This is a genomic window from Frankia gtarii (genome assembly GCF_025403375.1).
Lineage (GTDB): Bacteria > Actinomycetota > Actinomycetes > Frankiales > Frankiaceae > Frankia > Frankia gtarii.
Map to the genome: position 1 here is coordinate 1 of NZ_JAMPTM010000192.1, position 12,983 is coordinate 12,983.

Here is a 12,983-nt window from a genome sequence, read left to right on the forward strand (position 1 = left end):
GGGTGGTTCGCGGCGGCGCGGGGGTGGTCTCGGTACGGCCGTGCCGGGGTGGGACGGCGAGGCGAAGGACGTCGGCCAGTGTTCCGGCGTAGCGGTCCGCCACGGTGCGGGCGAGCCGGGCGATCGACTCGGACAGCACCGGCTCCGGCGAGACCGACCGTGCGAGCGGGGCAAGCCGGCCGGGGTGCTCCGAGGCCGCCCGCCGCTCCAGGACGAATCCGTCGACCTGCCGGCCGGCGAAGCGGACCCGGACCCGGGAGCCGGGCACGGCCGCCGCGGCGAGATCGGCCGGGACGAGGTAGTCGAAGGGACGGTCGAGGTGGGTCAGCGGAGTGTCGACCGCAACCCTGGCCACGGGCAGCTCCGCGGCCGGCGGGGCCGGCGCGCCAGGACCGCGGGCCCGCCCCGAGCCACCTCGCGCACCCGAGCCCGAGCGCGCTGCCGAGCCCCGGCCTGGCCGCGGCGACCCGGCCGGCCCCGGGCCAAGGCCGGGGATCGTGTCGGGCCGCTCGGTCATGTGGGCATTAGTACCAGGTCCCGCCGACAGGATCGGCCGGCCCGCGGCCCCGCCTGGTCACGGAGACGAGTGGGCCGCGGCCGCGCCGGCCGAGGCCCTCAGCCCTTGACTGCGCGCTGGAGCGCCTCGGCGCGCGAGGTGGACTCCCAGGTGAAGTCGAGCTCGGGGCGGCCGAAGTGCCCGTAGGCGGCGGTCTGGGCGTAGAGCGGGCGCAGCAGGTCCAGGTCTCGGATGATGGCCGCCGGGCGCAGGTCGAAGACCTGGGTCACGGCGTCCTGGATCTGCTCCTCGGGAACCGTGCCGGTGCCGAAGGTCTCGACGAACAGGCCGACCGGGTGCGCCTTGCCGATGGCGTAGGCGACCTGCACCTCGCAGGCGCTGGCGAGGCCGGCGGCGACCACGTTCTTGGCGACCCAGCGCATGGCGTAGGCGGCCGAGCGGTCGACCTTGGACGGGTCCTTGCCGGAGAAGGCGCCGCCGCCGTGCCGGGCGTAACCGCCGTAGGTGTCAACGATGATCTTGCGGCCGGTCAGGCCGGCGTCGCCCATCGGGCCGCCGATCTCGAAGCGGCCGGTGGGGTTGACCAGCAGGCGGCGGCCCTCGGTGGAGATGTCGAGCAGCGCCAGTTCCGGCTCGACGACGTACTCGGCGATGTCGGGCGCGAGCAGCGTGTCGAGGTCGATGTCGGCGGCGTGCTGGGTGGAGACGACGACCGTGTCGAGGCGGATGGGCTTGCCGTCGGCGTACTCGATGGTCACCTGGGTCTTGCCGTCCGGGCGCAGGTAGCCGACCTGGCCGTCCTTGCGAACCGCGGACAGTCGCCGCGCGAGGCGGTGCGCCAGCGCGATCGGCAGCGGCATGAGCTCGGGGGTCTGGTCGCAGGCGAAGCCGAACATCAGGCCCTGGTCCCCGGCGCCCTGGCGGTCGAGCTCGTCCTCGTTGGAGCCCTCGACGCGGGACTCGTGGGCGGTGTCGACGCCCTGGGCGATGTCCGCGGACTGCGCGCCGATGGAGACGCTGACGCCGCAGGAGGCGCCGTCGAACCCCTTCTTCGACGAGTCGTAGCCGATCTCCAGGATGCGCTCACGGACGACCGCGGCGATGTCGACGTAGGTCTTGGTGGTGACCTCACCTGCGACGTGCACCTGGCCCGTCGTGATGAGCGTTTCCACCGCGACCCGGCTCTTCGGGTCATCCTTGATCATTGCATCGAGGATCGAGTCACTGATCTGGTCAGCGATCTTGTCCGGATGCCCCTCGGTGACGGACTCGGACGTGAACAGGCGCGTCGCCACTGGTCTAACCCCCTGGGAGATCCGGTTGATTCCGACGAAGCTTACCGAGGCGTCCGCACGGGTACCCGCACTGCCTCGCTGGACGTTCCATCCCCGTGACCGGTCGGGAACTCCACCACGAGATCGAGGATCCGGTGCGCGACCAGATCCTTGCTCGCGCGTTCGATGGTCGTCTCTCGGCCGTCGGCGGCCAGGACCACGGCGGCGTTGTCCGCCACCTCGAACCCGAGCCCGGCGCCGACCTGGTTGACGACGAGAAGATCGACGGGCTTGCGGGCGAGTTTCGCCCGCGCGTGGTCGAGAATCCCGCCGTCGGGACCGCCCGTCTCGGCGGCGAAACCGACCAGGACCTGCCCGGGGCGGCGGTTCGCCACCAACTCGGACAACACGTCAGGGTTTCGCACCAGAGCAATGGAGTCGGGTGCCGCGGATTCTTTCTTAATCTTGTACGCCTGGGTTGCCTGCGGCCGGAAATCGGCGACTGCGGCAGCCATCACGACGACATCCGCCGACGGTGCCACCTCGTGCACCCGTTCCCGCAGCTCGGCGGCGGAGGTGACCGCGATCGTGCGCGCCCCGGCGACCTCGGGCAGGGCGACGTTGGCCGCGACCACCGTCACCGAGGCGCCGCGGGCCAGTGCCGCCCGGGCCACCGCGTAGCCCTGGCGCCCGCTGGAGGCGTTGCCGAGAAAACGGACCGGGTCGAGGTACTCCCGGGTGCCCCCGGCGGTGACCAGCACGTGCCGACCGGCGAGGTCCGGGCGGACGCCGTCGGCCCCGCGGGCGAGCACCGCCATGCCGAGCGCGGCGATCTCCGCCGGTTCGGGCAGCCGACCGGCCCCGGAATCGGCGCCGGTCAGCCGGCCGACAGCCGGGTCGAGCACCACCGCACCCCGGGCCCGCAGGGTGGCGACGTTCGCCCGGGTGGCCGGATGCTGCCACATCTCGGTGTGCATCGCCGGCGCGAAGACCACCGGGCAGGTCGCCGTGAGCAGGGTCCCGGTGAGAAGATCGTCGGCCCGCCCGGCGGCCGCGCGGGCCATCAGGTCCGCGGTCGCCGGGACGACGAGGACGAGGTCGGCCTCCCGCCCGATGCGGACGTGGGCCACCTCGTCGGCGTCGCTCCACACATCGGTCGTGACCGGATTACCGGACAACGCCGCCCAGGTCGTCTCTCCGACGAAACGCAGCGCGGACGGCGTGGGCACGACCCGCACCTCATGCCCGGACTCGGTGAACCGACGCAGCACCTCGACCGCCTTGTAGGCGGCGATGCCCCCGGCCACGCCGAGCACGACCCGGGGTCTGCGGACGGGGGCGCCCGCGGCGCCGGTGGGCTCGTCGGTCACGGCCGGGTCAGGCGACCGGCGGGAGGCTGTCGGAGACCGTTTCGTGGGTGAGCAGACCGGCGTTGATCTCGCGCAGCGCGATCGACAGCGGCTTCTCCTGGGCGTTGGTCGTCTCGACCAGCGGCCCGACGTACTCCAGCAGGCCCTCGCCGAGCTGCGAGTAGTAGGCGTTGATCTGGCGGGCCCGCTTGGCCGCGTAGATGACCAGGCTGTACTTCGAGTCGGTGGCCTCAAGCAGCTCGTCGATCGGCGGGTTGGTGATGCCTTCGGGGTGGGCTACGGTTCCGGCCACGATGTCCTTCCGGGGTGAATGTCCGGGGCGGCAGCCGCCGTCCGGACCGTGCACCCGGGCACAGGCGTCGAGACTCCTGTGCCCGGGTTCAAGCGCATGAGGTGCGGCTTTGCGGCGTGGTCCGAGCGGACCCGCACCTAAGAGCCGATCATCAATGCTACCAACCGCGCGGCCGCGGCCCGAACATCGTCGTTGACGACCACGTGGTCGAACTCCGTCTCGGCCGCGAGCTCGATGCGAGCCCGGTCCAGCCGGCGGGCGATGACCTCGGGCGACTCGGTCCCCCTGCCGGTCAGCCGCCGCACCAGCTCCTCGAACGTGGGCGGAGCGAGAAAGACGAACCGGGCGTCCGGCATCGCCGAACGCACCTGGCGGGCCCCGAGCAGTTCGATCTCCAGCAGGCACGGGACGCCCTCGGCGAGCCGTTCCTGCAGTGGACCCCGCGGGGTGCCGTAGGCGTGCCCGGCGAACATCGCATGCTCGACGAACTCGCCGGACTTGACCATCCGGGCGAACTCCTCGGCGTCGACGAAGTGGTACTCGACACCGTCGGTCTCCCCGGGCCGGGGAGACCGGGTAGTGACACTGACCGAGACCCAGACCTGGGGATGACGCTCGCGGACGGCCGCAACGACCGTCCCCTTCCCGACTCCGGATGGCCCGGACAGCACAGTGAGTCCCACGGTCACAACCCTAGGGCCTCCGGGACGGCTGCCGCACAGCGGTCATCCGCCTGCGGACGACCCCAGGATGGGACTTGTTTCCCATGGACTTACGGATCGGGGGCCGGTAAAGAATACCGGCCCCCGATCCGCTCGGAAGGTCCCGCGGCTTCACCGGAAGTACGTGAGTGAGACCACTCACCCGGTGATGCCGCGTCCCGCCAAGGCCCTACTCCGGTTGCCGGAGTGGATTTCCCACTCCGCCGGATCAGGCCGTTCCGAACTCCTCAAGGAGCGCGGCGCGCTGCTTCGCGCCGAGCCCTCTCAGTCGGCGGGTCGGACTGATCCCGAGCCGTTCTCGGATCTTCTGGGCGCGCACGCGCCCAACTCCGGGAAGCGACTCCAGAACAGCCGAAACCTTCATCTTGCCGACGACCTCATCGGCCTCGGCTTGTTGCAAGACGGCGGCCAGAGTGGTCTCGGCCTTCTTCAACCGCTCCTTGAGTTCCGCGCGCTGCTTACGAGCCAGCGCGGCTTTCTCGAGGGCGGCGGCCCTCTGCTCGGGCGTTAGGGGCGGCAGGGGCACGGGTACGCCTCCTCAATTCGGTGATCGCGCCGCGCAAACTAGCGAGGAAGTGGCTCCTCGGTCCAGCCTTGGCCACAACACTCTGATGCGGACATATTGTTCGCACAAGAGAAGGCTTTGACGGGACGAAAGGGGTGGCCCGCTCGTGCCGCACCCTTTCGGTCTACGACGGCCCCACCGTACCGCTTCGTACCGCACCAGGACGAACACACCCTGCCCTGACCACGGCCGTCAGCGGACCGCAGGCCTCTGACCTGCAGAAATACTGTCTGCAACCGTTTTTGCTGCCATGCCCAGATCGGTGGCTCGGGTGATGGGACGACCCACCACGACCAGGTCAGCACCCGCTTCCAACGCCTCCCGCGGGGTCGCGATCCGGGCCTGATCGGCCACCTCGGACCCCTCTGGACGCACCCCGGGCGTGATGAGAGTCACGTTGTCACCGAGCTCCGAACGGACCATTCGGACCTCCTGTGGGCTGCACACAAGGGTGCGCGCCCCGGCCTCGACGGCGAGCACGGCGAGGCGGCGGACGGCGTCCTCCGGCGGCCCGGCAAGCCCGACGGCGGCCAACGAGGCGGCATCGAGCGAGGTGAGGACGGTCACAACGGCCACCTCAACCGTAGGGGCTGCAGCCACCGCCGCACGTATCATCGCCGGCCCCCCAGCCGCATGCACGGTGACGAATCGAGGCTGCAACGTGGCAACCGACCGCATTCCACCGGCGACCGTCGCCGGAATATCGTGCAGCTTGAGATCAAGGAACAGCTCGGGCGGCCCGCCAACCCCGCCCGCGGCACCCTCGGCGGGCTCGGCGAGCAGACCGGCCGCGCGCAGGGCCGCCACGACCGCCGGCCCCTCCCGGTAGAACAGCTCCAGCCCGATCTTGAGTACGGCGGCGTGCGGTGCGACCGCCTCGGCCCACCGCAGCGCGGTCGCGCCGTCCGGGGCGTCGAGCGCGACCGCCAGCGGCGCCTGTCCGGCACGTGGGGTGAAGCGGGACGGGACGCTCACCGGGCGGTCCGCGCGGAGTCGAGGTCGGTCGCCGCACCGGGCCCGGTCGAACCGTTCCCCTCGGCGTCGCCCGTCACCGGCCCGGTCGCCGTGGCCGCGTCGGCGGGCACGCTCGCGCCTGCGGCCCACGTCGCGGGTGGTCCATCGGACGACGTGGACCGCTCGTCGGCGGACCCGGTCGGATGCTCCTCGAAGCGCCCGGTCGGCAGCTCGTGGAAGGACACGGCCGGCTGCTCGTCGAAACGCCCGGTCGGCAACTCGTCGAAGGGTTCCGCCGGCTGCTCGTCGAAGGACGTGGCCGGTCGCTCGGAGACGGGCGCATCCGGGGCCGCGCCGGCCGGACGGTCGGGACCGGCCGGGCGGTCAGGGCGGTCAGGGCGGTCGGGACCGTCCGCGCTGCCCCACGCCGCACGCAGGGCGGCGTGGTACTCCTGCAGCGGTCGGACGCCCAGCTCACCGCGGACCAGGGCCTCGATGCCCTGCACGCAGGCGGCGGCCCCCTGAATGGTGGTGATGCACGGGACCCCGGCGCTGACGCAGGCGGTGCGGATCTCGTAGCCGTCCAGGCGCGGTCCGACGCCCCACGGGGTGTTGATGACCAGATCGATCTGACCCGAGGTGATCATCTCGACGCAGTCGATCAGGCCCTCGGTCGGCGCCCGGTGCTTGCCGAGCACGACCGCCTTGACCCCGTTGCGCCGCAGCACCTGTGCGGTCCCCTCGGTGGCGTAGACGACGAAGCCGAGGTCCGCGAGCCGCTTGATCGGGAAGATCATCGCCCGCTTGTCCCGGTTGGCGACGGAGACGAACACCCGCCCGTAGGTGGGCAGCCCGCTGTAGGCGGCGGCCTGCGACTTGGCGTAGGCGGTGCCGAAGCCGTCGTCGATGCCCATCACCTCGCCGGTGGACTTCATCTCCGGGCCGAGGACGGTGTCCACGCCGCGCCCGCCGGCGTCGCGGAAGCGGCCGAAGGGCAGCACCGCCTCCTTGACCGCGATGTGCGAGTCCAGTGGCAGGGTGGCGCCGTCGCCGGTGCGCGGCAGCAGGCCCTCGGCGCGCAGCTCGTCGACGGAGGCGCCGAGCATCACCCGGGCGGCCGCCTTGGCCAGCGGCACCGCCGTCGCCTTGGAGACGAACGGGACGGTACGCGAGGCCCGCGGGTTGGCCTCCAGGACGTAGAGGACGTCGGACTGCAGGGCGTACTGGACGTTGAGCAGCCCCCGCACGCCGACGCCGCGGGCGATCGCCTCGGTGGACGTGCGGATGCGTTCCAGGTCGGCGCGGCCGAGCGTGATCGGCGGCAGGGCACAGGCCGAGTCGCCGGAGTGCACGCCGGCCTCCTCGATGTGCTCCATCACGCCGGCGAGGTAGAGCGTCTCGCCGTCGAACAGGGCGTCGACGTCGATCTCGACGGCGTCGTCGAGGAACCGGTCGACGAGCACGGGGTGCTCGGGGGAGATCGCCGTGGCCCGCTCGATGTAGTCGCGCAGCATGGTGTCGTCGTAGACGATCTCCATCCCGCGCCCGCCGAGTACGTAGGAGGGGCGCACCAGCACCGGGTAGCCGATCCGCTCGGCGACGGTGCGGGCCTCGGCGAAGGAGGTCGCCACCCCGTGCGGCGGGGAGGGCAGCCCGGCGGCGGCCAGCACCTGGCCGAACAGGCCGCGGTCCTCGGCCAGGTGAATCGCCTTCGGCGCGGTCCCGACGATCGGCACGCCCGCCTCGGCCAGCGCCGCGGCGATGCCCAGCGGGGTCTGGCCGCCGAGCTGGACGATCACCCCGGCCAGCGGGCCGGCCTGCTGCTCGGCGTGGACGACCTCGAGGACGTCCTCGACCGTCAGCGGCTCGACGTAGAGCCGGTCGGCGGTGTCGTAGTCGGTGGACACCGTCTCCGGGTTGCAGTTGACCATGACGGTCTCGAATCCGACGTCGGACAGCGCCATCACCGCGTGGCAGCAGGCGTAGTCGAACTCGATCCCCTGGCCGATGCGGTTGGGCCCGCTGCCGAGCACGATCACCCGCGGCCGAGCGCTCGGGGCGACCTCGGTCTCGCTGTCGTAGGCCGAGTAGTGGTACGGGGTCTCGGAGGCGAACTCGGCCGCGCAGGTGTCCACGGTCTTGAACACCGGCCGGATGCCGGCCCGGTGGCGGAACGCGCGGACCACGTCCTCGGACGTGCCGAGCAGCTCGGCGAGCTGGGTGTCGGCGAAGCCGGCCCGCTTGGCCCGGCGGATGCCCACCGACGTGCGGGTGATGTCGGCGGCGATCTCGTTGAGGAAGACGATCTGATCGACGAACCAGGGGTCGATGCCGGTCACCCGGTTGACGTCCGCCGGGTCCGCGCCGGCGAGCAGCGCCTGCTGGACGGCCCGCAGGCGCCCGTCGTGCGGGACCCGGGTCGACTCCAGCAGGGTGGCCGCGTCCTCGGTCGGCGGGACGAAGGAGAACATCGAGCCCGCCGACTCCATCGAACGCAGCGCCTTCTGCAGCGCCTCGGCGAAGCTGCGGCCCACCCCCATCGCCTCGCCGACCGACTTCATCGTCGTCGTCAGCGTCGGGTCGGCGCCGGGGAACTTCTCGAACGCGAACCGCGGCACCTTCACCACGACGTAGTCCAGCGTCGGCTCGAAGGCGGCCGGCGTGGTCCGGGTGATGTCGTTGGGGATCTCGTCGAGGGTGTAGCCGAGGGCGAGCTTCGCCGAGATCTTGGCGATGGGGAAGCCGGTGGCCTTGGACGCCAACGCCGACGAGCGCGACACCCGCGGGTTCATCTCGATGACGACCTGCCGGCCCGTCGCCGGGTCGACGGCGAACTGGATGTTGCAGCCGCCGGCGTCGACCCCGACGGCGCGCATGACCGCGATCGACATGTCGCGCATCGCCTGGTACTCGCGGTCGGTCAGGGTCATCGCCGGGGCGACGGTGATCGAGTCGCCGGTGTGGACGCCCATCGGGTCGACGTTCTCGATGGAGCAGACGACGACCACGTTGTCGGCGCGGTCGCGCATGAGCTCCAGCTCGAACTCCTTCCAGCCGAGGATGGACTCCTCGACCAGGACCTCCGTCGACGGGCTCGCGGACAGGCCGTCGGCGGCCATCCGGGTGAGCTCGCTCACGTCGTGGGCGAAGCCGCTGCCGGCGCCGCCGAGGGTGAAGCTCGGCCGCACGACCACGGGGTAGGCGAACTCCTCGCCGGCGGCCAGGCACTCCTCGACGGTGTGGCAGATGGCGCTGCGGGCTGTCTCGCCGCCGACGGTGGCGACGATGTCCTTGAACGCCTGCCGGTCCTCGCCGGCGCGGATTGCGTCGATGTTCGCGCCGATCAGCCGGACACCGAAGCGGTCCAGGACGCCGGCGTCGTGCAGGGCGACGGCGGTGTTCAGCGCCGTCTGGCCGCCCATGGTCGCGAGGATGGCGTCGGGCCGCTCCCGTTCGATGATCTTGGTGACGATGTCCGGGGTGATCGGCTCGACGTAGGTCGCGTCGGCGAGCTCCGGGTCCGTCATGATCGTGGCCGGGTTGCTGTTGACCAGGATGACCCGCAGGCCCTCCGCTCGCAGCACCCGGCACGCCTGGGTGCCGGAGTAGTCGAACTCGCAGGCCTGGCCGATGACGATCGGCCCGGAGCCGATCACCAGGACGCTGCGCAGATCCTCGCGCCGGGGCATCAGATCTCCCCCCCGGCGGCCGCCACGCGGGCCTGGCGGGCGGCGGCCATCAGGTCACGGAACCGCACGAACAGGCCGGCCGCGTCGTGGGGCCCTGGCGCGGCCTCCGGATGGAACTGCACGCTGAAGGCCGGCACGTCCAGGCACTCCAATCCCTCGACGACCTCGTCGTTGAGGCCGATGTGGCTGGCCACGACCCGGCCGAACGGCGTGTCCGTCACGCCGGTCAGCGGGGCGTTCACGGCGAAGCCGTGGTTCTGGCTGGTGACCGCGATGCGGCCGGTGGCCACGTCGCCGACGGGCTGGTTCACCCCGCGATGGCCGTAGGTCAGCTTGTATGTCTCGAATCCCAGGGCCCGGGCGAGTAGCTGGTGACCGAAGCAGATCCCGAACACGGGCACATCGGCGCGCAGCACGGTGCGCAGGGCCTCGACGGCGTAGTCGGCGGTCGACGGGTCGCCGGGACCGTTGGACAGGAACACCCCGTCGGGTTCGAGAGCGAGCAGTTCCTCGCCGGTGGTCCTGGCTGGCAGCACGTGCACCTCGCATCCGAGCGCCGCCATGGCCGCGGGGGTGGCCCGCTTGATGCCGAGGTCCAGTGCGGCGACCTTGAACTGCGCCGTGCCGGTCACGGCCGGCACCACGTAGGGCTGCGGCGTGGAGACCAGCGGGGCCAGGTCGGCGCCGACCATCTCCGGCGAGCTGCGCACCCGATCTAGCAGGGCGGCCAGCGCCGCGCGCTCCGCCTCGGCGTCGACCCGCGCCCCGGCGGCGAGCACGCTGCTGATCCCGCAGCGCATCGCCCCGCGTTCGCGCAGGTGACGAGTCAGCGCCCGGGTGTCGAGGCCGCTGATACCGACCACCCCGGCGGCGACCAGCTCGTCGTCGAGGCTGCCGCGCGAGCGCCAGTTCGACGGACGCCGCGCCGGGTCGCGCACGACGAAGCCGGCAACCTGGATGCGGTCGGACTCGTAGTCGGCGTCGTTGACGCCGGTGTTGCCGATGTGCGGCGCGGTCATGATGACGATCTGACCGTGGAACGACGGGTCGCTCAGCGTCTCCTGGTAGCCGGTCATCCCGGTGCAGAACACGGCCTCGCCGAAGGTCTCGCCGAGCGCGCCGTACGCCTCGCCGACGAAGCTGCGCCCGTCCTCCAGCATCAGCACCGCGTGGGTCGGGTTCGCCCGGTCGGCCGGCTGGTCGCCGGCGGCGGAGCCGGGTGTCGTGGTGAGGGTGCTCACCGATCCTCCTTCAGCCTGCGGACCTCACCCAGCGGTGAGGTCAACGGGTCGACCGGTGACCGGCCGGTGTCGGACTGCTCGAGGCGGCCCCGGTCGCCGGAGCGCGGGTCCGCCGGGTGGGAACCGGACCCGCGGGGGTCGGTCCCACGGGGGTCCGGCTGGTAGGCGTCCGGATGACGGGGGTCGCGGCGGCGCTGCGGGTAGTCGGACCGGTCGGCGGCGCCGGGCCGGTCCCCGCGGGCCGCGCCGCGCTCACCGCGGCGCAGCCGGGGGCCCGTGCGGATCGCCGGCATCTCCTCGGTGGGCTGGCCGGAGTTCGGCCGGGGCGCCGCGCCGCCGCCCGGCCCCGAAACCGCGGCCCGCGGGCGCAGCCGGGGCCGCATCCGCGGCACCGCATGCGGTGCGGTGACGTCGCCGGGGGCCAGGTGGGCCGGCGGCGGGCCAATGAGGTCGTGCACGGCCCGGACCACTTTGGGCTGGCGCGCCCGGTCCTCGCCGCGAAAGCCGGTTTCCAGCTCATGGCCGCCGTACGACCAGGCGATCACGATCAGGCGTCCCGGCGCGGAGACCTTGCCGGCGTGGGCCCGCTCCAGGCGGGCGCCGCGAACGGCGTCCCGGGGGATCCAGAACGCGTCGCCGCCCCGGTCCACCCGCACGCCGGTCTCGTACACGCTGACGTAGCCACCGACGCGGCCGCCCAGGCCGTGCGCGGCGATCCGTTCCAGCCAGTGGCCGGCGTCGACGGTCCCGAGGTACATCCCGCGCAGCGGGGCGGCGAGCACCGTGCCGGGCTCGGCCGGCGGGCCGGGCAGCTCGGGAAGGTCCTCCTCCTGCCGGTCGGCCTTGTTGCGCCGAGCCCGCAGCATCGTCCCGACCACCGCGACGAACAACAACAGCAGTCCCACCACGAGCAGCAGATGCAGGCCCAGGCGGTCCGGCCCCCGGTCGGCGGCGAAGACGACCGGTCCGGCGGCGAACGGCGAGGCGGCGGATGGCGAGGCAGTCATACGACCTTCCCGTGGAGCACGGTGGGTCGGCCTCGCAGGAACGTGGCGCGGATCGCTCCCGGCAGAGACCGCCCCGCATAGGGGGTGTTGCGGCTGCGGCTGGCGAGAGTGTCCGCCTCGACGACCCGCCACGGTGACGGGTCGAGCAGCGTCACGGTCGCGGGCGCACCCACCGCTATGGAACTCCACCCCTCGGCGGCCGGTCGCGGCAGGCCACCGATGCGGGCCGGGGCCAGGGCCATCCGGTCGGCGACACCGGCCCAGTCGAGGTGCCCGGGGATGACCATCGTCTCCATCACCACCGACAGAGCGGTCTGCAGGCCCAGCATGCCGGGCCGGGCCGCGGCCCACTCTGTCTCCTTGTCCTCCAGCGCGTGCGGGGCGTGATCGGTCGCCACGCAGTCGATCGTCCCATCGGCGAGGCCGGCACGCAGCGCGGCGACGTCGGCGGCGGTGCGCAGCGGCGGGTTGACCTTGTAGACCGGGTCGAACGAGCTGATCAGATCTTCGGTGAGCAGCAGGTGGTGCGGAGTGACCTCGGCGGTGACCTGCCAGCCCTTCGCCTTCGCCCAGCGGATGAGCTCCACCGAGCCCGCGGTGGAGACATGGCAGACGTGCAGCCGGGACCCGACGTGCCCGGCCAGCAGCGCATCCCGGGCGATGATCGCCTCTTCGGCGACCGCGGGCCAGCCGGGCAGGCCCAGCCGGGCTGCCATGACCCCCTCGTTCATCTGGGCGCCGGCGGTCAGCCTGGGCTCCTCCGCGTGCTGGGCGATCACCCCGCCGAACGCCTTGACGTACTCCAGCGCCCGCCGCATGAGCAGCGCGTCGGACACGCAGTGCCCGTCGTCGGAGAACACCCGCACCTCGGCCGCCGACGTCGCCATCGCGCCGAGTTCGGCCAGCCGCTCCCCCGCCAGCCCCACCGTGACGGCGCCGACCGGCCGCACGTCGCAGTGACCGGCGTCGAGCCCGAGCCGCCAGACCTGCTCGACGACGCCCGCGGTGTCGGCGACCGGGTTGGTGTTCGCCATCGCGAACACGGTGGTGTAGCCGCCGAGCGCCGCGGCTTGGGTGCCCGACTCGACCGTCTCTGCGTCCTCCCGGCCGGGCTCGCGCAGATGAGTGTGCAGGTCGACCAGGCCCGGGAGCATGATCAGGCCGGCGGTGTCCAGGACGGTCGTCCCGGGGGGCAGGCCCTCGGAGTCCGGGCTGGTCGAGCCCGGAGGCCGCCAGGCCGCCACGACCCCGTCGGCGAGCAGCACGTCGACGGGGTCCCCGCCGAGCGGGCGGACCTGGCGCAGTACCCAGGACTGTCCCGACCCACCCGCCGCCGGACCGTCGACCTGCCC

Annotated in this window: 11 protein-coding genes; all 11 read right to left on the reverse strand. The window is 72.5% G+C overall.

Features of this window, described 5'->3' with window-relative positions; all coding sequences use genetic code 11:
- The coding region (locus NBZ83_RS22870) for a primosomal protein N' family DNA-binding protein (protein ID WP_498041073.1) at positions 1-517 on the reverse strand (517 nt) is incomplete at its 3' end.
- A 98-nt stretch (positions 518-615) separates the two neighbouring features.
- Positions 616-1,812, reverse strand: a complete 1,197-nt coding sequence (gene metK / locus NBZ83_RS22875) for a methionine adenosyltransferase (protein WP_261575762.1) — start codon at positions 1,810-1,812, stop codon at positions 616-618.
- A 41-nt stretch (positions 1,813-1,853) separates the two neighbouring features.
- Complete coding sequence (gene coaBC, locus NBZ83_RS22880; RefSeq protein WP_261575763.1) at positions 1,854-3,161, reverse strand: bifunctional phosphopantothenoylcysteine decarboxylase/phosphopantothenate--cysteine ligase CoaBC; 1,308 nt, start codon at positions 3,159-3,161, stop codon at positions 1,854-1,856.
- Between the two features lie 7 nt (positions 3,162-3,168).
- Positions 3,169-3,453 (reverse strand): DNA-directed RNA polymerase subunit omega, encoded by a 285-nt coding sequence (gene rpoZ / locus NBZ83_RS22885; RefSeq protein ID WP_009742799.1) that lies wholly within the window; start codon positions 3,451-3,453, stop codon positions 3,169-3,171.
- Between the two features lie 137 nt (positions 3,454-3,590).
- Positions 3,591-4,136: a guanylate kinase gene (gene gmk, locus NBZ83_RS22890; RefSeq protein WP_261575764.1), complete on the reverse strand. Its 546-nt coding sequence runs from the start codon at positions 4,134-4,136 to the stop codon at positions 3,591-3,593.
- Between the two features lie 247 nt (positions 4,137-4,383).
- Complete coding sequence (gene mihF / locus NBZ83_RS22895; RefSeq protein ID WP_261554319.1) at positions 4,384-4,701, reverse strand: integration host factor, actinobacterial type; 318 nt, start codon at positions 4,699-4,701, stop codon at positions 4,384-4,386.
- A 231-nt stretch (positions 4,702-4,932) separates the two neighbouring features.
- Positions 4,933-5,715, reverse strand: a complete 783-nt coding sequence (gene pyrF, locus NBZ83_RS22900; protein WP_261575765.1) for an orotidine-5'-phosphate decarboxylase — start codon at positions 5,713-5,715, stop codon at positions 4,933-4,935.
- On the reverse strand, positions 5,712-9,383 hold the full coding sequence (carB, locus tag NBZ83_RS22905; RefSeq protein WP_261575766.1) for a carbamoyl-phosphate synthase large subunit: 3,672 nt from the start codon (positions 9,381-9,383) through the stop codon (positions 5,712-5,714). The genes pyrF and carB overlap by 4 nt, the downstream gene beginning before the upstream one ends.
- Positions 9,383-10,624 carry a glutamine-hydrolyzing carbamoyl-phosphate synthase small subunit gene (gene carA / locus NBZ83_RS22910; RefSeq protein WP_261571026.1) on the reverse strand — a complete coding sequence of 414 codons (1,242 nt, stop codon included), beginning with the start codon at positions 10,622-10,624 and terminating at the stop codon, positions 9,383-9,385. Before carA ends, carB begins: the two co-directional genes overlap by 1 nt.
- A complete protein-coding gene (locus tag NBZ83_RS22915) occupies positions 10,621-11,631 on the reverse strand; it encodes a PH-like domain-containing protein (RefSeq protein ID WP_261571025.1) in 1,011 nt (336 codons plus the stop codon). The genes carA and NBZ83_RS22915 overlap by 4 nt, the downstream gene beginning before the upstream one ends.
- Positions 11,628-12,935 (reverse strand): dihydroorotase, encoded by a 1,308-nt coding sequence (locus NBZ83_RS22920; protein ID WP_261571029.1) that lies wholly within the window; start codon positions 12,933-12,935, stop codon positions 11,628-11,630. Before NBZ83_RS22920 ends, NBZ83_RS22915 begins: the two co-directional genes overlap by 4 nt.
- Between the last annotated feature and the right edge of the window lie 48 nt (positions 12,936-12,983).